Origin of the sequence: Terrabacter sp. GCM10028922 (assembly GCF_042666095.1) — a bacterium.
Taxonomy (GTDB): Bacteria; Actinomycetota; Actinomycetes; order Actinomycetales; family Dermatophilaceae; genus Terrabacter.
In genome coordinates this window covers 77,505-102,349 of record NZ_JBHTFG010000023.1, presented here as the reverse complement: position 1 = coordinate 102,349, position 24,845 = coordinate 77,505, and the positions used below count along the sequence as shown (strand labels likewise).

Annotated in this window: 24 protein-coding genes; 7 read left to right on the top strand and 17 right to left on the bottom strand. The window is 71.5% G+C overall.

The features are described from left to right. Positions 1–26: 26 nt before the first annotated feature. A complete protein-coding gene (locus ACFQU3_RS17365; RefSeq protein WP_385912019.1) occupies positions 27–1,358 on the bottom strand; it encodes an MFS transporter in 1,332 nt (443 codons plus the stop codon). Between the two features lie 85 nt (positions 1,359–1,443). Beyond that, positions 1,444–1,884, bottom strand: coding sequence for an SRPBCC family protein (locus ACFQU3_RS17360; RefSeq protein ID WP_385912017.1), 441 nt, complete (start codon positions 1,882–1,884; stop codon positions 1,444–1,446). A gap of 88 nt (positions 1,885–1,972) precedes the next feature. On the opposite strand from ACFQU3_RS17360, the gene ACFQU3_RS17355 reads away from it, so the two are divergent. From ACFQU3_RS17355 to ACFQU3_RS17345, 3 genes are all read left to right on the top strand, one after another. After that, entirely contained in the window at positions 1,973–2,812 is an 840-nt protein-coding gene (locus tag ACFQU3_RS17355) for an acyl-CoA thioester hydrolase/BAAT C-terminal domain-containing protein (RefSeq protein ID WP_385912016.1), read from the top strand. A gap of 137 nt (positions 2,813–2,949) precedes the next feature. Continuing rightward, entirely contained in the window at positions 2,950–3,135 is a 186-nt protein-coding gene (locus tag ACFQU3_RS17350; RefSeq protein ID WP_385912014.1) for a hypothetical protein, read from the top strand. 97 nt (positions 3,136–3,232) lie between these two features. Continuing rightward, positions 3,233–4,018 (top strand): DUF1206 domain-containing protein, encoded by a 786-nt coding sequence (locus ACFQU3_RS17345; RefSeq protein WP_385912012.1) that lies wholly within the window; start codon positions 3,233–3,235, stop codon positions 4,016–4,018. Here ACFQU3_RS17345 and ACFQU3_RS17340 read toward each other — a convergent pair. From ACFQU3_RS17340 to ACFQU3_RS17330, 3 genes are read right to left on the bottom strand one after another with little or no spacing between them, the layout of a single operon-like run. Next, the gene (locus tag ACFQU3_RS17340) at positions 4,003–4,773 is read right to left on the bottom strand and encodes a phosphatase PAP2 family protein (RefSeq protein WP_385912010.1); all 771 of its coding nucleotides are present in this window, start codon (positions 4,771–4,773) and stop codon (positions 4,003–4,005) included. The two genes, ACFQU3_RS17345 and ACFQU3_RS17340, sit on opposite strands and share 16 nt — an antisense overlap. Next, positions 4,770–5,537, bottom strand: a complete 768-nt coding sequence (locus ACFQU3_RS17335) for a phosphatase PAP2 family protein (RefSeq protein ID WP_385912008.1) — start codon at positions 5,535–5,537, stop codon at positions 4,770–4,772. Before ACFQU3_RS17335 ends, ACFQU3_RS17340 begins: the two co-directional genes overlap by 4 nt. Further along, positions 5,530–6,528: a diacylglycerol/lipid kinase family protein gene (locus tag ACFQU3_RS17330; RefSeq protein ID WP_385912006.1), complete on the bottom strand. Its 999-nt coding sequence runs from the start codon at positions 6,526–6,528 to the stop codon at positions 5,530–5,532. Before ACFQU3_RS17330 ends, ACFQU3_RS17335 begins: the two co-directional genes overlap by 8 nt. A 144-nt stretch (positions 6,529–6,672) precedes the next feature. On the opposite strand from ACFQU3_RS17330, the gene ACFQU3_RS17325 reads away from it, so the two are divergent. Further along, complete coding sequence (locus tag ACFQU3_RS17325) at positions 6,673–7,311, top strand: DUF1345 domain-containing protein (RefSeq protein ID WP_385912004.1); 639 nt, start codon at positions 6,673–6,675, stop codon at positions 7,309–7,311. Here ACFQU3_RS17325 and ACFQU3_RS17320 read toward each other — a convergent pair. The 9 genes from ACFQU3_RS17320 to ACFQU3_RS17280 all read right to left on the bottom strand — a co-directional run bounded on the left by ACFQU3_RS17320 (position 7,308) and on the right by ACFQU3_RS17280 (position 18,560). Beyond that, positions 7,308–8,561, bottom strand: a complete 1,254-nt coding sequence (locus tag ACFQU3_RS17320) for a RimK family alpha-L-glutamate ligase (protein WP_385912002.1) — start codon at positions 8,559–8,561, stop codon at positions 7,308–7,310. The genes ACFQU3_RS17325 and ACFQU3_RS17320 overlap by 4 nt on opposite strands. Continuing rightward, positions 8,545–9,291, bottom strand: a complete 747-nt coding sequence (locus tag ACFQU3_RS17315) for an alpha/beta hydrolase (protein WP_385912000.1) — start codon at positions 9,289–9,291, stop codon at positions 8,545–8,547. Before ACFQU3_RS17315 ends, ACFQU3_RS17320 begins: the two co-directional genes overlap by 17 nt. Before the next feature lie 134 nt (positions 9,292–9,425). Next, positions 9,426–9,776 (bottom strand): TfoX/Sxy family protein, encoded by a 351-nt coding sequence (locus ACFQU3_RS17310; protein WP_385911998.1) that lies wholly within the window; start codon positions 9,774–9,776, stop codon positions 9,426–9,428. A 32-nt stretch (positions 9,777–9,808) separates the two neighbouring features. After that, positions 9,809–10,936, bottom strand: coding sequence for an endonuclease/exonuclease/phosphatase family protein (locus ACFQU3_RS17305; RefSeq protein WP_385911997.1), 1,128 nt, complete (start codon positions 10,934–10,936; stop codon positions 9,809–9,811). Positions 10,937–10,939: 3 nt separating this feature from the next. Continuing rightward, positions 10,940–12,289 carry a M20/M25/M40 family metallo-hydrolase gene (locus ACFQU3_RS17300; RefSeq protein ID WP_385911995.1) on the bottom strand — a complete coding sequence of 450 codons (1,350 nt, stop codon included), beginning with the start codon at positions 12,287–12,289 and terminating at the stop codon, positions 10,940–10,942. A gap of 132 nt (positions 12,290–12,421) precedes the next feature. Next, positions 12,422–14,911 carry a GNAT family N-acetyltransferase gene (locus ACFQU3_RS17295; RefSeq protein ID WP_385911993.1) on the bottom strand — a complete coding sequence of 830 codons (2,490 nt, stop codon included), beginning with the start codon at positions 14,909–14,911 and terminating at the stop codon, positions 12,422–12,424. Then, entirely contained in the window at positions 14,908–16,284 is a 1,377-nt protein-coding gene (locus tag ACFQU3_RS17290; RefSeq protein WP_385911992.1) for a lysine N(6)-hydroxylase/L-ornithine N(5)-oxygenase family protein, read from the bottom strand. Before ACFQU3_RS17290 ends, ACFQU3_RS17295 begins: the two co-directional genes overlap by 4 nt. After that, entirely contained in the window at positions 16,281–17,810 is a 1,530-nt protein-coding gene (locus tag ACFQU3_RS17285; RefSeq protein ID WP_385911990.1) for a pyridoxal phosphate-dependent decarboxylase family protein, read from the bottom strand. The genes ACFQU3_RS17290 and ACFQU3_RS17285 overlap by 4 nt, the downstream gene beginning before the upstream one ends. A 180-nt stretch (positions 17,811–17,990) precedes the next feature. Beyond that, complete coding sequence (locus ACFQU3_RS17280; protein WP_385911988.1) at positions 17,991–18,560, bottom strand: type 1 glutamine amidotransferase domain-containing protein; 570 nt, start codon at positions 18,558–18,560, stop codon at positions 17,991–17,993. 174 nt (positions 18,561–18,734) lie between these two features. Between ACFQU3_RS17280 and ACFQU3_RS17275 the strand changes: the two genes are divergently transcribed. After that, positions 18,735–19,721 (top strand): LLM class F420-dependent oxidoreductase, encoded by a 987-nt coding sequence (locus tag ACFQU3_RS17275; RefSeq protein WP_385911986.1) that lies wholly within the window; start codon positions 18,735–18,737, stop codon positions 19,719–19,721. A gap of 10 nt (positions 19,722–19,731) precedes the next feature. Here ACFQU3_RS17275 and ACFQU3_RS17270 read toward each other — a convergent pair whose 3' ends face one another. The 3 genes from ACFQU3_RS17270 to ACFQU3_RS17260 are packed head-to-tail and all read right to left on the bottom strand — an operon-like array spanning position 19,732 to position 22,649. Next, positions 19,732–20,247 (bottom strand): DUF4395 domain-containing protein, encoded by a 516-nt coding sequence (locus ACFQU3_RS17270; RefSeq protein WP_385911985.1) that lies wholly within the window; start codon positions 20,245–20,247, stop codon positions 19,732–19,734. A 44-nt stretch (positions 20,248–20,291) separates the two neighbouring features. Then, complete coding sequence (locus ACFQU3_RS17265; RefSeq protein ID WP_385911983.1) at positions 20,292–21,038, bottom strand: DUF6498-containing protein; 747 nt, start codon at positions 21,036–21,038, stop codon at positions 20,292–20,294. A gap of 60 nt (positions 21,039–21,098) precedes the next feature. Further along, positions 21,099–22,649 (bottom strand): MFS transporter, encoded by a 1,551-nt coding sequence (locus tag ACFQU3_RS17260; protein ID WP_385911981.1) that lies wholly within the window; start codon positions 22,647–22,649, stop codon positions 21,099–21,101. A 128-nt stretch (positions 22,650–22,777) separates the two neighbouring features. Between ACFQU3_RS17260 and ACFQU3_RS17255 the strand changes: the two genes are divergently transcribed. Together ACFQU3_RS17255 and ACFQU3_RS17250 are read left to right on the top strand one after the other, a co-directional pair. Next, positions 22,778–23,575: a deoxyribonuclease IV gene (locus ACFQU3_RS17255; protein WP_385911979.1), complete on the top strand. Its 798-nt coding sequence runs from the start codon at positions 22,778–22,780 to the stop codon at positions 23,573–23,575. A gap of 150 nt (positions 23,576–23,725) precedes the next feature. Continuing rightward, positions 23,726–24,619, top strand: a complete 894-nt coding sequence (locus ACFQU3_RS17250) for a trypsin-like serine peptidase (RefSeq protein ID WP_385911977.1) — start codon at positions 23,726–23,728, stop codon at positions 24,617–24,619. Positions 24,620–24,845: the final 226 nt, after the last annotated feature.

Sequence of the window (24,845 nt, the reverse complement as noted above, 5' to 3'; positions counted from 1 at the left end):
GAGAAGGACGACGAGGCGTGTCAGGCTCAGGTCTGGATGGCCGGCGCCTCCTCGCGCAGGGGGTGGGCGATCTCGTCAGCGGGCAGTCGGGCCCAGAGGGTCGCAGCCACAGCCACGACCAGTGGCACCGTGCCGGCGACGACGAACGTCCAGCCCAGGCCGATCGCCTGGGACACGGGACCAGCCAGGGCCATCGACACGGGCATGAGGCTGATCGAGACGAAGAAGTCGAGCGACGCGACGCGCCCGAGCAGGGCTGGCGGCACCCGGCGCTGGAGCAGCGTGCCCCAGATGACCATGGGAGCCGACCACAGCGCGCCCATGACGAAGGCGCACACGACGAGCACCCAGATCTGGGTCGCACTGCCCATCACGATGAGCGGCAGGCAGCCGACGCCCCACATGCCGTTCATGATCGTGAGGTAACGCCGCGGCATGCGGACGGACGCCATCGAGAGTGAGCCGACGGCACCACCGATGCCGAACGCCGCCATGACCATCGCGTGGTCGCCGGCGTCGCCCCCGAGCTCGTCCTTGATGACGAACGGGATGAGGACCTCGAACGGTCCCATCATCGCGAGGATCATGAGGCTGGCGAACAGCAGGGTCGCGAGCAGCCACGGCGTGCGCACCATGTAGACGAAGCCCTCCCTGACGTCGACGAGGGCGGTGCGCACGGGATGTCCGTCGCGCTCGGCGAGCTCGCGACGCACGGGGGTCCGGGGGACGAAGGTCAGGGCGACGAGGCCGGCGAGCGAGGCCGTCGCGGCGACCGTCAGCGCCCAGCCGGGCGAGGCCGCGCCGACGACGAAGCCCGCCACTCCCGGGCCGATCGCCTGGCCGACCGTGGGCCGGACCATGCCCTCGAAGCCGTTGACGGCCATCAGGTCGGACTCACGCACGAGAGACGGGATCCACGCCGAGTAGGCGGGATAGTAGAAGGCCATGCCGCAGCCGGCGACGAACGAGACGGCTGCGAGGTGCCACAGCTCCGTGAGCCCGGTGTGGGACAGCAGCGCGACGAGGCCCATGCCGGTCAGCTCGACGCTCGCCACGGCGACGAGGATGAGCTTCTGCGGCACCCGGTCGGCGACGACACCGCCGAGCAGGGCCGGGAGCATGACCCCGACGGCTGCCGCGGTCGACACGATGGAGAGGTGGGCGGGCCCGCCGCCGATGCGGATGACCTCCCAGACCAGCGCCACGACCCACACACCCGACGCGAAGGTGCTGAGGACGAGGGCGATCGCGAGCCGGCGGTAGCCGGCGTTGCGGAACGGCGTCAGCGCCCGGGGCAGCCGGGCGGACGTCGGGTCGGTGGGCGCGTCGGTGCTCGCGTGGGTGAACGGCTCGGTCACGTCGTCTGCCTCCTCCGGGCCCAGTCTGGACCGGGCCACCGACAGGCGTCGACGTGGTTTCGGAGCACCGGCGCGGTGGCCCGGGTCAGCCGGACTCGGCGAGCCGCTTGAGCTCGGTCATCGCGCTCTCGGTCTGGCCCGGAAGCTGCCGGTTGATCATCGGCGTGAAGATCTTGCCGAAACCCTTGGTGCCGATGGTGATCGTGTGGGTGAGGCGTGTCTGCTCCGGTGACGGACCGGGCGCGAGGTCGAAGTCGACGGTCACGTCCATCATCCTGTCGGTGAACCAGTTGGTGAGCTTGCGGTCCTGTTCCCGCGCCAGCACCTTGCCGTCCATGACGCCCGTGCGGCGGCCGTCCTTGTAGTGGTACCTCAGCTGCGTGCCGGCCGCCGTCGGACCGCCCGTCACGTTGTCGAGACGCGTGCAGCGCTTCAGCCACTCCGGGGCCCGGGTCACGTCGTCGAGGATCGCGAAGACCGCCGCGGGTGAGGCGTCGACGATCTCGGTGCGGGCATGGTTGGGCATGTGGGTCACCTCTCGAGGGCCGGGCACCCTGCGGGCGCCGTTCTGAGTCGTCATTCGTCATCGTCGCACCCTCGCTAGGTTGGGTGGTGTGGATCTGCGCGAAGTGACGACCGACCATGACGGGGTCCTCGTGGGGCCTGCGCGACCGACCAACGGCACCGGGGTCCTGGTCCTCTCCGGGTCGAGCGGGCGTGTCGAGCGCGATCGCGCCGTGGTGCTCGCGCGCGCCGGCGTCACGGCCTTGACCTATCGCTGGTTCGGGGGTGACGGCCAGCCTGCCGGCATCTGGGAGTACCCCCTGGAGTCGTTCGACTGGGCCGTGGAGACGCTTGCCGCACAATGCGACCGCGTCGTGCTCTTCGGCACGTCGAAGTCCGCCGAGGCGTTCCTGCTGTATGCCGCCGACGACCCCCGCGTCGACGCGGTCGTCGCGTTCGCGCCGAGCCACGTCGTGTGGGCCAACGTCGGTCCCGGGCCCGACGGCGCGCCGCGGCCGCAGCACTCGTCGTGGAGCCGGGGCGGCGCGGCGGCCCCGTTCGTGCCCTACGACGACGCTGCCGAGCCCGATGGCGACCCCCCGGCGTTCACGCCCGTCTACGCGCAGAGCCTGCGCACCGCCGCCGATCGCGTTGCCTCGGCGACGATCCCGGTCGAGCGCTTCTTCGGTGACGTGCTGCTCGTGGCGGGCGGCGACGACCGGGTGTGGCCCTCGCTCGACTTCGCCCGAGCCGTCGAGTCACGACGTCGCTCCCTCGACCTGCCGACGACGGTGGTGACCCACCCCGATGCGGGCCACCGCGTCATCCTGCCGGGCGAGCCCGTCGCGGCCGGCGGGCAGCGCATGGCGCGCGGCGGCTCCGAGGCCGCCGACCGCGCGCTCGGTGAGCGCGCGTGGCCCGAGGTGCGGCGCGTGCTCGAGCTGACCTGAGGCCTACCTCAGACCGCGTGGCCGTCCGCCGGGACCCGTCGGGTGCCGCCGAATAGGCCGTTCTCCCGATGTGCGCGTCCCCGCCTCAGAACGACGCTGGAGAGGTCAGCACGACACCGACCTCGAAGGAGCAGGACATGCTCTCGCACCACATCGTCGCCGCCCTCGTCGCACAGCGCGAGGCAGAGATCCGGCACCGCGCCGAGGAGGCACGGCTGCACCGACCCGACCCCTGGGGGCCCGGGCCGGACGCCGCAGGAACGCGTTCGCGCACCGTCCGCCGGACGCGCCGCGGACGCCGGCGCCACCTGCGCCTCGTCTGAGCCGGAAGGCCCGGCCGCGGGCCGCGGGCGGGACGGCATCCGTGGGTATGTTCTCCAGTGCTCATCGGGGACCCCTCAAACGGACAGGATCAGGTGCATGGACTCCACTGACGTCAGGGCCGCCTCGCGGCGTGCCGGCGACCACCCCGCGCTCGAGTCGACAGCGCGTGTGGGCTACCTCGTCAACGGCGTGCTCCACATCGTCATCGGCGTCATCGCGGTGCAGCTCGCCGTCCGCGGCAAGGGATCGAGCGCCGACCAGTCGGGTGCTCTCGGCGCGCTGGCCGACAACACGCTCGGCATGGTCATGCTGTGGATCGCCGTCGTCGCCTGGCTCGGCCTCGCGATCTGGCAGGTCACGGAGGTGATCTCAGGCGGACTCCGCACGAGCGACCGCCTCAAGGCTGCAGGCAAGGCCGTCCTCTACCTGGCGCTGTCGTGGACGGCGTTCGACTTCGCGAGCGGGAGCGGCTCGTCGAGCAAGCAGCAGTCGACCGACTTCACGGCATCGCTCATGAAGCAGCCTGCGGGCCAGTGGCTCGTCGGCGCCGTCGGGCTCCTCGTCGTCGGCATCGGCGTCTACCACGTCGTCAAGGGCTGGAAGAGGACGTTCCTCCAGGACCTGGAGACGCATCCCAGCGAATGGATCGTCAAGGCCGGGCGCGTCGGCTACATCGCGAAGGGCGTGGCCCTCGCCATCGTCGGTGGGCTCTTCGTCCTCGCCGCCGTCCGGCACAGCCCGAGCGAGGCCCGCGGCCTGGACGGTGCCCTGCGCAACCTGCTCGGCGCCCCGGGTGGCCCCGTCCTGCTCGGCCTCGTCGCCCTGGGTCTCATCGCCTTCGGCGTCTACTCGTTCGGCCGCGCCCGTCACGCCGACGTCTGACGGCCCCCCGGTCGGGCCGCTGACTCAGCGGACACGGCCTCCCGCTCGCGGCCTGCTACCCGGCCGCGAGCGGAGCGCCGCCGCAGGTAGTGCCAGGCGAGCAGGGCGCAGATGACGCCGTTGAGGACACCGATGACGATGTCCACGAGGGAGTGCATGCCTCGGTACAGGCGCGCCCACGCCACGAGGAACGGCATGACCGCGCAGACGACGGTGACGAGCCGCCGCAGCCAGGAGCGCTCGATCCGCTGGGCCATGAACGCGAAGGAGAGGTAGAGCGCCGTCGCGGCACCGACGTGTCCGCTGGGGTAGCTCGAGGTCGGCGGCGCCGGGTCGAGGTGGGCGACCTTGGGCCGGTCACGGCCGACGATCGTCGTCGCGGCGACGAAGACGCTGGCCTGCGCGGCGATCGCGATGGCCGGCACGACGGCATACCACCACTGCTTCGTGCGCCACCACACGAGGGCCACGACCAGGACACAGACGCCGATGATGATCTCGGTGTTGCCGATGCGTGACCAGAGCATCGTCACGGTGTCCCACGTCGACGTGCGCAGGGACTGCACGTCGCGGCTCACGTCGTTCTCCCAGGGCAGGCCGCCCAACGGGCCGACGATGAGGAGCCCGAGCCCGACGATCGCGCCGAAGAGCACGATCGCGGGCGCCAGCACGCGTAGCGCGGCGTCGCGCAGAGCCGCGCCGAGCGTGGGTCGTGACGGGTCGCTCTCGTAGCGGTGGACGAAGGTGTCGTTCACGTGGTGCCTTTCGATGGCTCGGGCCCGGCCGCGCCCTCCGGCGGGAGGGAGTCGTCAGGATGCTGGGGGTTCCACCCGAGATAGCCGACGTAGGACGCGGTGCCCAGGCCGACGCCGAACAGCACGCCGGCCAGGACGTCAGAGGGGAAGTGCACGCCGAGGAAGACCCGGTCGAGCGCGGTGAGCAGTGCGAAGGTGACCAGGCCACCCACGACCCAGCGTCGGACGGCCGGTGACAGCAGCGGCCACAGGAACAGGATCATCACGGCCGCGACAGCGGCGGCGTTGGCCGCGTGGCCCGACGGGAAGCTGTAGCCGGGGGCGTGCGACACCGGGTCGCTGACGACGGGGCGGGCCCGCTGGACGACCGCCTTGAGGACGAGCTGGAGGTTCCAGGCGACCATCATCGTGATGAACGCCCAGGCTGCGCGCGTCGTGAGCTCGCGGTGGCGCCGCCACACGAGCAGGACCACGCCCGTGGCGACGACGTAGACCCACTTCGGCTGCGTCATCTCCTGCCACACGACGAGCGACGTCCGCAGCCACGGGTTGTCCCGCGTGATGTCGGTGGCCGCGACGATGAGCCGCTCGTCGAGCTCGATGACCGGCAGGAACTTCTCGCGCACGACGAACGCCAGCGCGGTCACCGGCACCGCGAACCCGAGGCCGAAGCCGACGGCCTTGAGCAGTCGCCGCCCGCGCCCGAGGCTGCGCCCACCCCGCTGCTGCGGAGCGCGGAGCGGGGACGTCCTCGGCTCAGCCAACGCGCACCACCAGGGCCTCGGGCAGCACCCGGATGGCGAGCGCGCGGTGCTCGCCGACGGGGTCGCCGTCGATCTCCGCCTCGACGGCGCGCCTGGCGAGGATGGTCAGGTCGGGAGCCACGAGCCGGTCGAACCGCTGGTGACCGGCCCGGTGGCGCGTCGCGACATCGGCGAGGACCGATGCCCACCCGAAGGCGCCACGCGGCGCGAGCACCACCGCGTCCAGCTGACCGTCGTCGACGACCGCCTCGGGCATCAGCTCGACCCCGCCCTGCAACGTGCCGCAGTTGCCGACGATGACCGCGCGCGCATGCCGGGCCACGACCTGTCCCGGCGCACCGACCACCCCTGTCCCGCCCGACGCCCCGACCTCGACCTGGAAGCCCCGGCCCGACAGCTTCTTCCCGGCGGCGAGGATGTAGGCGAGCCAGCCCACGGCCTCCTTCACCTTCTCGTTCGTGTCGGCCATGATCTCGCCGTCGAGGCCCAGGCCGGTCATGACGAGGAAGATCTCCTCGTCGTCGGCGACCTGGCTCGGGCCTTCCTTGGTGGCGCGGCTGGACTCCGGCTCGGGGAGGTCGTCACCGAGCCGGACGACCCCGACGTCGATGCGCCGGTCCCGGCCCTCGACGACCGTCCTCGCAGCGTCGCCCAGGTCCCCGACGGGTAGCCCGAGGTTGCGAGCGAGCAGGTTGCCGGTGCCACCGGGGAGCAGACCGAGGGCCACGTCGGTGCCGACGAGGGCCGACGCGACGGCGCGTACGGTGCCATCGCCTCCGAGCGAGGCGACGACGTCGGCGCCGGCCCGCACGGCCTCACGTGCCTGCTTCTCGCCCGTCTCCTCGGCCGTCGTCTCCAGCCACGTGGGCTCGGACCAGCCGTACTCCGCACACACCTTCGCGACGGTCTCCTGCGCGTCGCCGAGGTCGTCGACGCGCAGCGGGTGGTAGACGACGGTCAGGCTGCGTCGAGCACTCGGCGTGTCTGACATCTTCGGTTCCTAGGGCTCGGGACAGGAGGGGAGCTGGCCGTCGGGCTCGACCACGGCCCGGCACGGGTCGGAGGGCGCTGCGGCCAGAGACATACCCGCGACGGAGCCTGCGTCATCACGTCGCCCGCGAGTAGCCTCCGACACGTGCCCACCATCCGGCGTCGCCTCGCCCTCGCCGTCGTCGTCGGCGTGCTCGCCGGTGTCCTCGTGCCGCTCGGCCCGGCCCGGGGCGCTCTCGTGCACGGACTCGCCGGCTTCGTCGTCGGCGGCCTGGGCTTCGCGCTGCCGCTGCTCCTGCACGTGCTCGGCCACGACGCCCCGGCGACGCGTGACAAGGTCGCCGGGCGCGACGGCGACGCGGCGTGGTACGACGTCGTCGTCATCCTCGTCGGCCTCGCGAGCCTGGCCGGGGTCGGCATCCTGCTCGTCGGTGGCCAGGCGCGCGGTGTGGGTGCGGTCGTCGACGCGCTCGTCGGGGTCGGCGCCGTCGCGGTCGGCTGGCTCTGCGTGCACACCGTCTACGTCCTGCGCTATGCCCGTGTCTACTACGCCAGCCCGTCGCCGCCGATCGACTTCAACCAGGACGAGGACCCGACGTTCTCGGACTTCGCCTACTTCTCCTTCAACCTCGGCATGGCCTACCAGGTGTCCGACACCGACCTGCGGAGCTCGGCGATCCGCAGGGTCGTGCTCGGGCACGCCCTGCTCGCCTACCTCTACGGCACGATCGTCATCGCCGCGACGATCAACCTCGTCGCGAGTCTGGGCGGCGCCCTCGGCTAGGCCACCGCGAGGCGCGCCTGCTCGTCCTTGACCCAGAGCGCGATGAGCCCGCCGAAGTGCGCCATGAACTGGTCACGCTCGTGCGCCGGGTACGTCGTGACCACCGTGGCGCGCAGCAGGCTGTCGAACGTGTCGGACTGGACCCACTCGAGGACAGCCGCGTCGAGGTGCGACAGGTGCTTCTCGCACCACGCCCAGTAGGCGTCCGTGTCGAAGTACTCGTTGGCGATGGCCAGGTAGGCGTCGAGCTTCTCGTCGTCGCTGAGGTCCGTGCGGTCGGCGACGTCGAAGTAGCGGCGCATCTCGAGGTCCATCGGCCCGCGGCGACCGGTGATGACGCAGTAGGCGGACCACCGCACCAGCGCCTTGATCGCCCACGGGAAGTAGTAGTGCAGCGACGTCACGGCGACGTCCGGGCACGCGTTCGCGTAGTCGATCGGGTAGACGTCGTCGCCCTTGACGAGCATCTCGCAGGAGTTGAACTCCCAGCCGAAGAGGGCGTTGACGATGCGGCTGATCGCGGCGGCCTGCTTGCCGGCGGACGGCTGGAGGAAGTCGTAGCTCACGGCATACCGGTTGTGCATCGGCTGCTCGGGACGGAAGTCCATGACCATCGTCTCGGGACCGATCGACAGGGCCCGCGCGAAGTGGTCGTACTCGATCGTCGACTGCAGGTGCATGAGCATCTCGCCGGACTCGTCGTAGGCCTGGATGAGGTCCTTCTCGTCGTTGATGCGCGACACCCCGCGCCAGCCGCCGCCGTCGAACGGCTTCATGTACATCGGGTAGCCGAGCCGGTTCGCGATCTCCTTGAGGTCGAACGGCTGGTTGTACTTCGCCGACGTGTAGGCCCAGCGGACGTTGTCGACGGGGTTCTTGTAGGGCACGAGCCACGTCTCGGGGACCTTGAGGCCGAGGCGCATGAGCGCGACGTAGGCGCTGTGCTTCTCCATCGCCTGGAACGTGAAGGGGCTGTTGAGCAGGTACGTGTCGTTCATCAGCGCGGCCTTCTTGAGCCACTCGCGCGGGTGGTAGTACCAGTACGCGAGGCGGTCGATGACCAGCTCGGTGCGCACCGGCTGCCGCAGGTCGAACGGCTCGATGGTCAGGCGCTCGCTCGTCAGCTCGTGCGTGACGCCGTCGTCGGTCGTGATCGGCCCGACGAGCCTGAGCAGCTCCTCGAAGGCCGTCGGCCAGTCCTCCTCGGCTCCCAGCAACAGCCCGATCAGGTGGTTACGCGTCTGCGTCATGTGCCTCTCCTGCTCGACGGGTCCGGTGCTCCGATCCTTGCAGCAGTGTCAACAGGAACGGGTCGAACCCCCTTTCCCAGAAGCGCCAGTCATGGCGTCCCGGCAGCTCGTGCAGCGTCACGTCGTGACCGCTGGCAGCGAGCGTCTGCGCCATCTGGCGGTTGTTGGCGAGGTTGCCCTCCTCGGTGCCGCACGTCAGGACGATCGGAGCGTCCGTGTGCCGTCGTCGGGCCCGCCGGACGCTCGTCACGAACGCCGTGACGCGGTCCCAGAACTCGAAGTCCTCCTCGTCGTCGACCCGCTTGCGGAAGAACGACCCCGACTGGAGGAACAGCCCGCCGAAGGTGCCCGGGTGCAGCCACTCGGCCTGGAGCGAGGCGAGCGCACCGAGGCTGGCGCCCATGACGGTCGGCCGACCGGCCGTTGCGTATGCCGTGTGCACCGTCGGGAGCACGTGCTCGGTCAGCGCCGTGGCCCAGTCCGGGTTGGCGGCATACCGCTCGTTCCGCGGGCCCGGCTCGAGCAGGAGGACGCGGGTCTTAGGGACACGGCCACTCTCGGTCGCGGCATGCAGCGTCGAGACGAGGTGAGCGCGCCGGGAGTACTCCGGCCCGTCGTGCGCGACGAGGAGCGGAAGCGGGTCGGTGCGCCGGGTGCCGACCGGGGTCACGACCACGAGCTGCACGTCGCCGACGGGGGTGCCCGTCACGGTGAGCCTCGTCCGCGCCATGGCCAGACCCTACGGCCCGCCCCGGACCCCACACCTCAGTCGAGTGGGCACTTTGCACCCGGTGCGAAGTGCCCACTCGACGTGGCGGGACCACCACCCCCAAATCGAGTGGGCACTTTGCACCGGCGGCCCGGCTACTTCTTCGGCTTCTTCACCTTCGGCGGCAGCGTGGCGACGTGGTCGCGGGCGCGGTCGACCCAGGCTGTCTTCGCGGCGTCGTCGAGCTCGGCCGGCAGCGAGAGGTAGCCGCCCATCGGTCGCTCGGCAGGCCCGAACGGCCCGCTCCCCGGGATCACCCGCAGCTCGTCGAGGCCAGCGTCGTCGAGCTTGACGCCGACGTCCTCCCCGAAGAGCCCGGCGAACATGTTGCCGTTGACGAAGGCCCCGAGGCTGCCGAACATCGGCTTCACCTCGACACCGGGTGCGTCGGTCACGAGGCTGCGGAAGTGCTCCTTGGCCTCGTCGCTGTGCTTCGGCATCTGCATGCGTCCATCACACCACCGACACGGCCCGTCCGTCAGAGGTCGAGGTCGACCCACACGGCGGCGTGGTCGGAAGCCGCGTCCTGCGCGCGCTTCAGCGTGGGGTACATCGGCCAGCGTCCCGAGGCCGTCCAGACGCCCATCCGGTGCACGCCGGCGGCCGTGACGGAGTCGAACAGAGCCGGCGAGCAGAGGATGTAGTCGATCTTGTTGCCCTTGTTGGCCGTGCCGTAGGTGCCGGGCCAGCAGCCGTCGTCGAACCCGGCGAAGGCGGACACGTCACGCAGGTCGCTGGGGGTCGCGGCGACGCCCGTGCCGCCGGCGCCGAGCAGCGGTGACAACGGCCAGCTGTCAGGGGTGTCGTTGAGGTCACCGATGACCGCGATGAGCTCGTGCCCCTCGGACCGTCGCAGCTCGTAGATCTCGCGGATCCGCTGCGCCTGCCGCCTGCGCCGGGTGCTGGCCTCGGCGCCCCCGTAGCCCTTCGACTTGAGGTGGTTGACGAGGACGAGCAGTCGTGCGCCGCCTGGGAGCGAGAGCTCGAACTCGGGGCAGTCGCGGCTGAAGACCGGACCCGCCAGGTCGGCGTCGTCGACGTGGCTGACCATGCCGGTGATCTCGACGTCTCCGCGCGTGAGCAGGCCGACGTCGATGCCGCGCTCGTCGTTGCCGTCGATGAGCATGACGTGCCCGAAGACCCGGCCGCCGAGCGGGGCGAGCTGGTCGGCGTTGAAGTGCTTGAGCGCCCAGCGGTCCTCGGCCTCGACGACGCCGAGGACGTCCGCGCCGAGGTCGTGGACCACCTGGGCGGTGTGGCGCACGGCGAGGTCGGTGACCGTCTCGCGCTTGAGCTCGAGCCACCCGATCCAGTCGCCGCGACCGCGGGCCACCACGGTGACCGTGCCGTCCTTCGAGCGCCGGACGAGGCGGCCGCGGTTCTGCCGGAGCCGCACGTAGGGCGCGTCGTCGGACGCGGTGAGTCCCAGCCGGTCGAGCAAGCGGAGGATCGTTCGTGTGTCGGCCGCTGAATAGTGCTGCTGCTGAAGGACCTTCGTCAGCGCCGTGTAGGCCTCGAGCAGGGGTCGCCCTGCTGCCCAGTCTCCCGCCGCGAGGAGCCGGGCCCGGTCGAAGAGGTTCTCGACGTTGTAGGAGGCGAGTCGCATGACTCAAAGCCTTTCGACGAGTCGGCGGTACCAGGCGACACCCTCGAGGAAGTCGTCGACACCGATGCGCTCGTCGACACCGTGGATCGAGGCGCGCTGCGCGTCGGTCATCCGGAACGGCGTGAACCGGTAGACCCGCGGCCAGACCCGGTGGAAGTGTCGCGAGTCGGTCGCGGCGAGCATGACGTACGGCACGGTCACCGTGCCCGGAAAGACCTCCTCGACCGTCGCCGTGATCAGGGCGTATGCCGGGTCGTCCGTCGGCGAGACCGGGCTGGGCTCGTCGCCGCTGACGAGCGTCACCTCGACGTGCGGGTCGCCGATGGTTCTGCGGACCCGCTCGATCGCGCCGTCGACCGTCTCGCCCACCATGACGCGCATGTTGACGTGGGCGCGGGCCGTCGCGGCGATGACGTTGGCCGCCTGCGACCCCTCGAGCTGCGTGACCGCGACTGTCGTGCGAGCCATCGCGGCGGTCTCGTGGCCGAGACGCGGGAGCACCCGGGAGAGCACCGGACGGAGGCGGCCTGCGTTGCCCAGGACCGCGGCATACGGCATCCGGGCGTGCGCGCCGGCGCGCTCGAGCATGTCGACGGTCACGTCGGGCAGGTGTGCAGGGAAGGGCTTCTTCTCGAGGCGCAGGATCGCCCCGGCCAGCCTGGCCGTCGCGCCCATGCGCTTGGGTGCCGACGCGTGCCCGCCGTCGCCGCGCGCGGTGAGCTCGAGGACGACCGTGCCCTTCTCGGCAACGCCGATGACGGCCATCGGCGCCTCGACACCGGGCAGCACGCCCCGGACGATCGCTCCGCCCTCGTCGATGACGAACCACGGCTCGACAGCACGCTCGCGCAGCCGCCTGACGGCCTCCTTGGCGGCGCCGCCGGAGACCTCCTCGGTACAGCCGAACGACAGCCACACGTCGCGGTTCGGGGTCACGCCCTCCTCGATGAGTGACTCGACGGCAGCGCACGTCGCGACCAGGGATCCCTTGCAGTCCAAGGCTCCCCGACCCCAGACCTGGCCGGCTGCCACCTCGGCCGCGAAGGGTGGGTGGGTCCACGCCGACTCGTCGCCGACTGGAACGACGTCGAGGTGGGCCATGAGCACGACGGGCTGCTCGGCAGATCGCCCGGCCCACCGCACGAGCAGGGCGTCACCTGCTATGCGCTCGACCTCGCACGTCCGGTGCAGCCGCGGGAACCGCTCGCGCAGCTCGACGAGAACCGCCTCGAACGCGGCGCGGTCCTCCTTGTCACGGTCCGAGTCCGAGACCGTCCGGATCCGGATCAGCGCCCGTAGCGCCTCGACCGCACGCTCGTCCCGTCGGGACTGAGCCCCGGTGCCTGCACGCATGCCCGGAGCGTATGCCGTCCGGAGGGCACGCGACAGGGATTGCCGTCCGCGCCGGGGCACAGCTCGCCGACGTCCTGGGCCTCGACCTCTTCACCGTGCAGGACCACTCGTCGGACTCGTCGGCACCGACGGCTACGCCCGGGAGGTCGAGGCCGCGCTGGACGAGATCCAGCGCGCCGGCACGGGTTCGGCTGAGCGAGAATGCTTCCCCGTCGTCCCGGGGCGGTGACCCGCCACCGGGTTGGGCAGCGTGCCGGCCATGATGAGCGAGGACGCCTGGTCGGTGAGGTCGACCATCTGCAGGGTGTTGCGCAGCTGCAAGCGGTTGAGGCACGAGTGGTCGAACCTGTCGGCGAAGAGGTCGACCCGATCGTGTGCCTCCGGGTGGTCGGTGGCGTGCCCGGCCAGACAGCGACCCACCTCGTCCCAGAACGTCTCCGCGGGCAGCACCCCGTCGGCGTCGAGGATGCCCGCGAGGTGGCGCAGCACGCCGTCGAAGACGTCCGTGTGCACCGAGAGCGCGGCCACCTCGGGCGTCGTCTTCATTCGGATCCGCTCGACGTCCGGCGGCAGGGGCCGGTCGTGCAGCGCGACAACCTCCTCGCCGATGTCCTTGAGCATCGCGCGGACCGGCAGCCCGTCGCGGAGCACGAGGATCACGTTCTCGCCGTGCGGCATGAAGGCGAGGTCGTGCGCGAGCAGCGCGTGGGCGACCGGCCGGAGGTAGACGCGCAGGAACGCGCGCAGCCACGTCACGGGGTCGACGCCCGACAGCTCGACCCACGCCGTGGCCAGGTGGGCTCCGTCGGGGTCACGGTGCAGCAGCGCCGCCATCGTCGCCGCCCGCTCCCCCTCGCCCAGCCGCGGCACCGGGCTCTCGCGCCAGAGCGCCGCGACCATCCGCCGCTGCGCGGGCGCCGGACCCGTCACGTCTCCCGCCCGGTGGTACGCGTCGCCGGTGTAGCCGATCGACGCCACCTCGCGCAGCACCTCGAACCCGCACGCCGCGAACTCCGGGTCCGCGGCGACCATGCCGGCGACGTGGTCGTTGATGGCCGGGGTCACTCGCATGTACGCCGGGGACAAGCCGCGCAGGAAGCCCATGTTCTGGATCGCGAGGGCGACCTTGACGTAGTGCCGGTCGGGACGGTCGACGTCCAGGAACGTGCGGATCGACTGCTGCGCGCGGTACGCGTCCGGTCCGGGGCCGAGCGGCACGAGACGGCGGGCAGCGACGTCGGGCGCGAACGTCACGGCGATCTTGTGCTCCCACTGCCACGGATGGACGGGCAGGTACAGGTAGCCGTCCGGGTCGAGCCCGAGCGAGCGGAGCCGATCCGAGAAGCAGGCGAGCACGTCGTCGCCGAGCTGGCTGGCGTAGAGCTCACGCTCGGTGACACCCTCGCACGACGCGAGGTGCGTGTGGTCGCGGTGCGCGGCGAGCCACACGAGTCTCACGTCACCGGCCGCCTCGGGGGCGTACGCACGGTGGTCCGAGACCCCGAAGCCGATGCGACCGCTGTTGGCCACGAAGCCGGGATGCCCCTCCGTCATCGCGGCCTCGACGGTCGCGAGGTCCGCTGTGACGAGCTCGGCCACGCGACGCCCCTCCGGGTGGGCGACCTTCCACGCCGAGGCAGCGAGCGTCGCCGCGATCTCCTCGAGGTAGGTGCCGAGCAGCGCGTCCGGCACCCCGAGGAGCGGCCGCAGCTCGATGACGAGCTGCTGCGCGTCGAGCGGTCTCGGCTCGCCGTCCACCGTCCGGGTCACCGAGTCGGCGTCGATGCGCCAGTGCTCGAGCGGGTAGCGGCGGGCCGTGAACCGATAGCGCACGCCGCCGTCGAGGTCGAGCACGTATGCCGCAGGGTGGCCGTCCGGGACGTCCGCCGCGTCAGCGCCCGCGTCCGCGCCCGCGTCGTCGGCGCGGCGTGGCGCGAGCAGCCGCTCGTGCGTCAGTTCCGCGATCATCTTGGTGACGAGCAGGCGCTGGGCGGTGCCCATCGGTGCCGGCGCGAGGTGACCGACGAGGTCACCCGCGGTGACGGTCGCGGACGACCGTGCTCTGAGCCACGCCTCGCGCGTGCACGACGACAGCGCGGCATCCTTGTCGGGGAGGCGGATTCGCCGTTCGACGATGAAGCCCGCCTCGGCGTTCTTGACCGCGATGGCCTCGTTGCGCACGTCGGGCTCGACGACGACGCGCTGGCACCGCTCGTCGGAGAAGCACAGGGCAAGCACCGCGTCCATGACGGCGCGCGTCAGGCCCGGCACGCGCGGACCTTCAGGTGGCGCGACGAGCAGGTGCATCCCGACCTCGCGCGGTGCGGCGCCGACGCCGTGCCCCGCGAGCTCGGAGTGCGCGGGGTCGTAGGTCTCGGCGAGGAAGCAGGGCACGCCGTCGCGGCGCCCGATCCACGCGACATGGTGCGGGTCGGCGGCCACGGCGGTGTAGGCCTCCGCGACCTGCGCGACCGTCTGGCCCTGCATCTGCCAGTACACCGAGCGCGGGTGGGTGACCCACCGGTGGAGCAGCTCGGCGTGCCGTGCGACGGCCTCGGCGTCGAGCGCCTCGAACGTCAAGTCCCCGACGGCGGTCGGATGGGCGAAGGTTCGGACGCTCATGCGACCACCTCCGACGTCTCGAGCGCCGGCACCCTCGGGACGTCACCCTCCACCGGGAGGGCGCCGGACGGCATACCGAATTGCTGGAAGGCGATCCGCCGTTCGACCGGGTACGCCTCGCGGCCGAGCACCTGCGCGAGGATCACCGAGTTGCGGTAGGCACCCATGCCGAGGTCAGGGGCAGACAGGCCGTGTGTGTGCTCCTCGGCGTTCTGCACGAAGACCTCGCGGTCGTCGTGGTCGACGGTGTAGCCGCGCGCGACGTCGAGCCGTCCGGACTCGTCCCGCCGGATGCGGTCGGCGATGCCGTCGAGGAAGGCCGGCACCCGCGGACGGTAGCCCGTCGCGAGCACAAGTGCGCTCGTCTCGTGCGTCCAGGTGTTGCCGGTCTCCCACTGCCGCAATCCGATCCGGAAGCGGTCCACGTCCGGTGACCACTCCGCATCCGTGACCTCGGTGCACGTGAGCAGGTCGGACGGCACTCCCCGCTGCTGGCCCCGCTCGTCGAGGTCGAGCCGGTACAGGGTGTCGAAGATGTCGTCGACGAGGTCCCCGCTGATGCCCTTGTACAGCGAGCGCTGCTCGCGCAGGAGCGAGTCGCGGCGGCCGGCCGGCAGGGAGTGGAAGTACGAGATGTACTCGGGCGAGGTCATCTCGAGCGTGAGCTTCGTGTACTCCATGGGGAAGAAGCGCGGCGAGCGGGTCACCCAGTCGACCCGCGGGCCACCGTCGTGGACTCCTTCGAGGAGGTCCCTGTAGATCTCGGCCGCGCTCTGGCCGCTGCCGACGACGGTCACCGACGTCCGCGAACGCAGCCAGTCACGGCTCGCGGTGTAGTCGGCGCTGTGCACGACGGGACCGTCGAGCCCCGAGAGGGCCTCCGGCACCGACGGCTCGGTGCCGACACCGACGGCGAGGTGGCGTCCGCGCACGACGGTGGTCGAGCCGTCCTCGCGGCGGACGTGCACGGCATACGCCCCGTCGGGCGACGCGGCGTCGACGACGTGCTCGACGCGGGTGACGTGATGGCCGAAGCGGAGGCCCGACACGCGTCCTGCGGCCCACCGGCAGTAGGCGTCGAACTCCGCCCGCAGCGGGTAGAAGCTCTCGCGGATGTAGAAGCGGTGCATCCGCCCCGTCTCCTTGAGCCACGCGAGGAAGGAGTAGGGGGAGGTCGGGTCGGCCATCGTCACGAGGTCCGCGAGGAACGGCACCTGGATCGTCGCGCCGTCGATGAGCATGCCCGGATGCCACCGGAACTCGGGTCGCGACTCGAGGAAGACCGCGTCGAGGTCCGGCAGCGGGTCCGCGAGGCAGGCGAGCCCGAGGTTGAAGGGACCCAGGCCGATACCGACGAGGTCGTGCGTCGTCATCGCGACACCACCGTCTCGCGGTCGGCCGGTTCGAGGGCACGTTCGGCGTCGACGAGCGTCTCGCCGGTCGAGGTGACGAGGTCGAGCATGGTCGCGAGGTCCTCCGGGGTCGTCGTGGGGTCGAGCAGGGTGATCTTGAGCCAGGGCCGCCCGTCGAGCCGCGTCGATGCCAGCAGGGCGCTGCCCTCGGCGAAGAGCGCCGAGCGGATCTGTGCGACGAGCCGGTCCGCCTCCTCACCGGTGACGCCGTCGGGGCGGTAGCGGAAGAGGAGCGTCGAGAGCTCGGGCCGGCGCGCGACCTCGATCTCCGGCCGCCTGGACGCGAGCTCGTACGCCGTGGCGGCGAGGTCGACGGCGCGGTCGAAGAGCTGGCCGATGCGGTCCGCCCCCATCGAGCGCAGCGTCGTCCAGACCTTGAGGGCGTCGAATCGGCGCGTCGTCTGGAGGCTGACGTCGACGAGGTTGGGCTCGCGCGTCCCGGCCGGGTTGAGGTAGTCGGCATGGTGGGCGAGCAGGTGCAGGTCGGCAGCCTCCCGGACGACGAGGGCACTGCAGGCGACGGGTTGGAAGAAGCTCTTGTGGAAGTCGACGGTGACGCTGTCGGCGCGTTCGATCCCGGCCAGGCGGTGCCGTGCCGTGGGCGACACGAGCAGCCCGCAGCCGTATGCCGCGTCGACGTGCAGCCAGGGACGCGCGAGCCCTGGGCCTCCCGCCAGGTCCCCTGCGGTGCCCGCCTCCGAGTCGAGCACCGCGGCCACGGCCTCCAGCGGGTCGACGGCACCCAGGTCGGTCGTGCCGGCGGTCGCGACGACGCACATGACGGTGCCGCCGTCGGCGCGGACGCGGCGCAGCGTCGCGGCGAGCTCGGCGGGGTCCAGACGGCCCCGGGAGTCGGTGCGGACCGGGACGACCGCGTCGCGACCGGACCCGTCGGAGCCGAGGCCGAGCAGGCGCACGGCCGTCGAGACGCTGAAGTGCGCCTGCTCGCTCGCGAGGACGCGCAGGTCCCGGAGGGCGACTCCGCGGGCGCGGGCCCGCTCGCGCGACAGGGCGAGGGCGTGGGTGTTCGACAGCGTGCCGCCGCTCGTGAAGACGCCCGAGGCGCCTTCACCGAAACCGATGCGGCCCGCGGTCCAGGCGACGAGGGCCTGTTCGACGAGAGTGGCCGACGTGCTCTGGTCCCACGTGTCGACGGACGTGTTGAGCGCCGTGGCGACGACCTCGGCCGCCAGCGCCGGGATCGCGACGGGGCAGTTGAGGTGGGCCATCGAGAGGGGGTGGTCGAAGCGGACGGCGTGGTCGACGTACAGGTCGGCCACCTCGATGAGGGCGGCGTCGAGGCCGACCGGCGGGGCGTCGAGGTCGACGGCTGCGACGAGCCGGCGCAGCTGCTCGGGCGATGCCGACGAGCGGGGACGTCGGTTCCGGGCGGCCCGCTCGGCGACGAGCGTCGCGGCGTCCGTCACCGCGGTCAGGTGGCGGTCGAGGGTCGTGGCACCGAAGAGGTCTGGGCTGGGTGGCTGCATGTGCACCTCCAAGTTAGGTTAGCCTCACCTAACACAGCATCGCCGCAATGGCGCAAATCGGACATCGATCCGACCCTGCGCCATCTCCGCGTGCTCCGAAGGCCGCCCGGACAGGGGGACCGCCCCTCCCGGCAGGGATCCGGAAGGGGCGGTCGTCGCGGGCCGTGACGGGCGCAGCAGCTACGCCGACGACGCCGCCGGGGCTGCCGTGGCCGCGGCGGCGCCGTGCTCGAGCGCCTCGACGACGGCACCGCAGAAGCCGGGCAGGTCGTCGGGCTTGCGACTCGTGATGAGGTTGCCGTCGACGACGAGCGACTCGTCGACCCACTCGCCGCCGGCGTTGCGGATGTCGGTCTGCAGACTCGGCCACGAGGTGAGGCGGCGCCCCTTGACGACGTCGGCCTCGACGAGGGTCCACGGCGCATGGCAGATCGCGGCCACCGGTCGGCCCGAGGCCACGGTTTCGCGGACGAAGGCGACCGCGCCCTCATGGGTGCGCAGCCTGTCGGGGTTGGCCACCCCGCCGGGAAGGACGAGGGCGTCGAAGTCCTCGACCCGGGCGTCCGCCACGGTCACGTCGACCTGCTTCGTGTCGGCCTTGTCGAGGTGGTTGAACATCTGGACCTCGCCCCTCTCGGGGCTCACGACGACGGCCTCGTGCCCCGCGTCGGTCACGGCCTTCCACGGCTCGGTCAGCTCGACCTGCTCGATGCCCTCGTTCGCGACGAGAAATGCGACTCGCTTGGCCACGTCGTCCTCCTCTGCTCGCCCTCCTTGGAGCGACTGGTCGGTGCTGCGACGGCGTCCACCGCCACCCTCGCCTCCTACCCATCCGCGCATGCTTCTTCACCCCGCCCTCAGGGTCGCGGCTGCGTGGGGCCGGACACAGGGTGTGGGGACGGCGCCGGAGGGTACGACGGCGACGTGACCACCTTCGGATACACCCTGATGACCGAACAGAGCGGACCCAAGGACCTCGTACGGTGGGCCGTGCGCGCCGAGGCGATCGGCTTCGACTTCGAGGTCTGCAGCGACCACTACTCACCCTGGCTGACCGAGCAGGGCCACGCGCCGTACGCCTGGTCGGTGCTCGGCGCCGTGGCGCAGGCCACCGAGCGCGTCGAGCTGATGACGTACGTGACCTGTCCCACGATGCGCTACCACCCGGCCGTCGTCGCCCAGAAGTCGGCGACGATGCAGCTGCTCGCCGACGGCCGGTTCACGCTCGGTCTCGGCAGCGGCGAGAGCCTCAACGAGCACGTCGTCGCCGACGGCTGGCCCGGGGTGCACACCCGTCTCGAGATGCTCGTCGAAGCCATCGAGATCATCCGCCAGCTCCACAGCGGCGAGCTCGTGACGCACCACGGCGACTACTTCGACGTCGACTCCGCGCGCATCTGGGACCTGCCGGACATCCTCGTGCCGGTGGCCGTCGCCGTCAGCGGCGACGCCTCGATCGAGCGCCTGGCCCCGCTCGCCGACCACATGATCGCCGTCGAGCCCGAGGCCGGCCTCATCGAGACGTGGAACCACACCGAGGGAGCCGAACGCATCGGGGCCGGAGCCCGGGCGATCGGCCAGATCCCGATCTGCTGGGACGCCGACGAGGAGAGCGCCGTCCGACGTGCTCACGAGCAGTTCCGCTGGTTCGGCGGCGGCTGGGCGGTCAACGCGGACCTGCCGACACCGGCCGGGTTCGCGGCGGCGACGCAGTTCGTGCGACCCGAGGACGTGGCCGCGGCGATCCCCTGTGGTCCCGACCTCGACGCGATCGTCGAGGCGGTCCGCGCCCACTGGGAGGCGGGTTTCACCGACATCGCACTCCTGCAGATCGGCGGCGAGGCCCAGGACCGGTTCCTCGACGAGGCCGCGGTCCCGCTCCTCGAGAAGCTGCGGGCCGCTGCGGGCTGAGCGACCGGCCTCAGCCGACGGTCTGACCCGCGCGCCGGCGGGTGATGTCGGCGCAGTCGAGGCAGATCTCCTCCGGGACGAGCCCGACGCGCATGAGCCCGGAGAACAGGATGCAGCCGACGCAGATGCCGAGCACCGACTCGAGCGCCGGGAAGACGACCATGACGACACCGATGCTGACGACCCACGCGGCCGCCACCGAGGAGCCGGTGGCCAGGCTCACGAGCCAGAGCGCGGTCGCGGCGACCGTCAGGACGGCACCGATGGTCGCCGCGAACCGCTTCGGCGGGCCAGGCGTGGGTCGCTTCGCCGCGGCGACGGTGGGTCGGATCCACCGCTGCACGAGCAGCGCGATCGGACTGGCCGAGGGCCCCAGCGCTGCCCGCAGGGAGAAGTCGACGGCGAGCACGGCATACAGCCACCACTGCGAGGCAGCGAGGGCGATGATGCCGATGACGAGGACGACGGCCGCGATGAGCCGGACCGTCACGTCGTCGACCACCGTGGGGAAACGCGTAGAGCTCATGCAGACATTATTGACTGCATAAGGGTTGGTTATGCAAGGGCCGCTCAGGGCGAGAGGTCGACGGCCCCCGCCCGCCGCGCGAAGACGAGGTGTTCGCCGAGGTGGAAGAGCAGGTCGAGCACGGTCTTCGTGCCCATCAACAGGGCCACTGCGGCGAGGTCGTCGGCGGTGCGGCCGTCGGGCCCACCGAGGGCGAAGAACCCGAGGATGACCGTCAGGTGCAGCGCGATCATCCGGGGGTAGGGCGCGACCATGGCCCAGCCCGGGCTGACCACGGTCCGCTCGCCACGGCCGAACCAGTGCAGGCCGAGCGACAGCGCGTGGCTGACCAGGATCGCGGCGACCGTCGCGACCCAGTCGAGCAGCCCGCCGTGCAGCCCGCCGTGCAGCCCCGACATCCAGGCGAGGATGCCGGCGAAGACGCCGTGCACGACCGTGAAGATGCCGAAGTGCAGCGCGAAGAAGAGCGCGAGCGCCGGGTCGCCCGTCACCCAGGTCTTCTCCGCGAGCTTCTCGGCGAGCCCGCCGAGACGAGGCCCGCGTGACCGGCGTCCCGGCCGGGTGGCCGTGAGGATGCGGACCGTCGTCGTGAACCAGATGACGACGTTCTCGAACCAGTAGATGAGCAGGACGTCGCCCATCCCGAGGCGGCCCTCGAGAACCGCCCAGACGGGCAGGAGGTTGGCGCCGACGAGCACGAGGGCACTCACGACACGGGCTGCCGGTGCCGGGAGGCGACGGCCCAGGTGGGCCGTCACCTCGACGCCGAGGATGCGCAGGAGGGCAGTCACGGGCGTCCATCGTGCCAGAGCGCGGGCCTACCGGCCCGCCGGGCGCCTGCTCCCGCCGGGTCAGCGGGTGCGCAGGACCCGGACGGCGAGCCCGGCACACACGATGAAGAGCACCGCTCCGACACCGGCCACGACGTTGAGGCTGGTCGTGAAGGCCGACTGCGCGGCAGCGACGAGCTCGTTGGCGGCCGCGACGGGCAGGGTGCCTGCGGCCTGGACGGCGCCGGCGAGGGAGTCGAGCGCGGAGGCCGTGGCTCCGGAGGCGTGCCCGGCCGCGTACGGCGTGAGCTGGTCGCGGTAGACGAACGTCGCGAGCGAGCCGAGGCCGGCGACGCCGACCGCGATCCCGAACTCGCCCGAGGTCTCGGACATCGAGGCGACCGAGCCGGCGCGCTCCGGCGGAGCGGACTGCATCATGACCGACATCGTCAGGGTGGACGGGAGCATGATCCCGAACGACGCGAGGCACATCCCGAAGACGAGCAGGCCGAGGCCGCCGGCGGGTCCGACGAGCGTGTAGAGGGCGAGACCCGCGGCGCAGACGACGAGGCCCGAGGCCATCGTGCGGGCCGTGCCGAGGCGGGCGGCGATCTTGGCCGACGACGACGAGCCGATGAGCAGGGCGATGTTGGCCGGGAGCATCCAGAGGCCGGCACCGAGCGTGTCGAGGCCCGCGACGAGCTGGAGCCACTGCGAGCTGAGGAACGAGACGCCGGCCATCACGACGCCGCCGACGAGCATCACGGCGAGGGCCGTCGAGAACGCCCGGCTGCGGAAGAGTGCGAGGTCGACGAGGGGGTTGTCGATGCGGCGCTGGCGGCGGACGAAGACGACGCCCATGGCGAGGCCGGCGGACATCGTCAGGAGGGCCGTCGTCGTGTTGCCACCGCGGGCGATCTCCTTGAAGCCGTGGATGACCGGCAGGATCGCCGCGAGCGACAGGACCGAGCTCGCGAGGTCGACCCTGGCGCCGGCCTGGCGGTCGGACTCGGGCAGCACGCGGCGGCCGACCACGACGAGCAGGACCATGAACGGCACGCCGAGCAGGAACGCCGAACCCCACCAGAAGTGCTGGAGCAGGACGCCGCCGACGAGCGGTCCGACGGCCATGCCGCCCATGAAGCACGAGTACCAGATGCCGATCGCGGTCATCATCGACTTCTCGTCGCTGAAGATCGTGCGGATGAGGCCCATGGTCGAGGGCATCAGGGTGGCGCCGGCGATGCCGAGGACGGCGCGCCAGAAGACGAGCTGGCCGGGGCTCGTGGCGTAGGCCGCGGCCGCGCTCGCGAGGCCGAACGCGACGGCGCCGATGAGCAGGAGGCGCTTGCGACCGATCCGGTCACCGACGGCGCCCATCGTCACGAGGAACCCCGCGAGGACGAACGAGTAGATGTCGAGCATCCACAGCTGCTGCGTCGTCGTCGCCCCGAGGTCGGCGGACAGCTCCGGAAGCGCGAGGTAGAGCACGCTGACGTCGAGCGACAGGAGCAGGGCCGTCAGGGCGAGCACGCCGAGGGCGAGCCACTGGCGGCGGGTGGGCGTCGAGGTGGTGGCGTCGGCAGAGACCGCTGCGTCTGTCGTGGCCACTCGCTCGGTCGTGGTGCTCATGGGACTTCCTCCCGGACTTCTGTGCTGTGGTGGCCCGTTCGGGCCCTTCACGAGCACGTCGAACGGGCCCGGCCCACTTCGACACGGCCACCGAAACTCGTGTCGGCGGGGCGGCATACCCTCTGTCCATGGCTCTACACATCGGTGCACACGTCGACCAGGAGGACCCCATCGCCGAGGCGAGGGCCCGCGGGGCGTCGCTCTCGCAGTTCTTCCTCGGCGACCCCCAGAGCTACAAGGGGCCGGTCGTCCGGTATGCCGGTGGCGCGGAGGCGCTGCGGGCCGACGCCGAGGCCGCGAGCATCGACCTCTACGTCCACGCGCCCTACCCGATCAACGTCGCGAGCCTCAACAACCGCATACGCATCCCGGGGCGCAAGCTGCTCCAGCAGCACCTCACCGCCGCAGGCGAGATCGGCGCGAAGGGCCTCATCGTGCACGGCGGCCACCTCGGCGTCGACGAGGACTCCGCGACCGGTTTCGACAACTGGCGCAAGTGCATCGACGGCCTCGACATGCCGGTGCCGCTCCTCATCGAGAACACTGCGGGCGGTGACAACGCCATGGCGCGACGGCTCGAGGCCATCGCCCGGCTGTGGGACGCGGTGGGCCAGGCCAGGGGCGGCGACACGGTGGGCTTCTGCCTCGACACCTGTCACGCCCATGCCGGCGGCAACGACCTCGGCACCGTCGTCGACGAGGTGCGCGCCATCACCGGTCGCATCGACCTCGTGCACGCCAACGACTCGCGCGACGAGTTCGACTCGGGCGCCGACCGGCACACGAACTTCGGCTCGGGCCACATCGCCGGCGACGCACTCGCCGGCGTCATCAGGGCCGCAGGGGCGCCGGTCGTGTGCGAGACGCCGGGCGGCCTCGCGGGGCAGAAGGCCGACATCGACTGGCTGCGCAGTCAGGTCGGCTGAGTCCTCCCCCGCCGGCGGCAGCCGCGACCCGGTCCCAGACCAGATCTTTACCTGCAAAACCGTCCGCGGCGCAGCTCCGGCCGCATACGGTGCATTCCGGGCCGCCGTTCGGGGGTTGGCCGGGCGGCCCTCCCTGGATGGAGGAATTGCATGCGCACGATGATGAGGACAGCAGCGGCGACGCTGGGCGCCGGAGCGCTCGCGCTGACGGTCTCTGTCGCGCCCACGGCCACGGCCGCGCGGAGCAGCCACGCGGAGCGCCACGCCGCGGCGACGACCCAGGCCGAGCAGAAGCGGATCACGGCGTACTGGACGACCGCGCGCATGAAGAGCGCGATCCCCCGCGAGAACAAGTACGTCCCCCTCAGGGGCAAGCCCGGCGGCGGCACGAGCGGCGCCACGGCGGTCCAGGTCCCGGCCACGCCGCTGTTCGGCAAGGTGTTCTTCACCGAGGGCGGCCTCAACTACGTGTGTTCCGGGACGGCGACCGCGAGCAGCAACTCCGACGTCGTCACGACCGCGGGTCACTGCGTGAACGAGGGTCCCGGCGCCTACGTCACGAACTTCGCGTTCGTCCCCGCGTACCAGAGCGGCAACCGCCCGTACGGGACGTGGACCGCCAAGGTGCTGCTGACGACCTCCCAGTGGAAGAACAGCGGAGACTTCAACCACGACGTCGGGTTTGCGGTCATGAACCCCAACAGCGGCGGCCAGAGCCTGACGCAGGTGACCGGCTCGTACCCGATCGCGTTCAACCTCGGCTACAACCTGACCTTCGACGCGTACGGCTACCCGCAGGCCAGCCCCTACGACGGCCAGACCCTGTGGCGCTGCTCGGGACCCACGACGAAGGACGCCCGCGGCTCGACGGACAACCGGCTGCCCTGCACGATGACGGGCGGCTCGTCCGGTGGCGGCTGGATCACGGGCGGCAAGCTCAACTCGCTCAACTCGTTCGGCTACCGCGGCGAGAAGGACGTGATGTACGGCCCGTACTTCGGCGACGTCGAGCAGGCCGTCTACCAGGCTGCCGCCACGTCCTGAACCAGGGAGCACACCGGCTGCGGCCCGTCACCCTCGCGGTGGCGGGCCGTTGCGTTTGTCAGCAGGGTCTCAGGATTTCCTGACCGGCGCTTTACCCCACGGGCGCCTTCGGACCCCTAAGTTACTCAAGGGCTGCGCGCGGGTCCGTCGATGACGCTGGTTTCGCGGGCCCTCACGAGTGCCGCGTCCCGCCATCACCTCCTCGGTGGCGGGCCGCGGCCCTCCT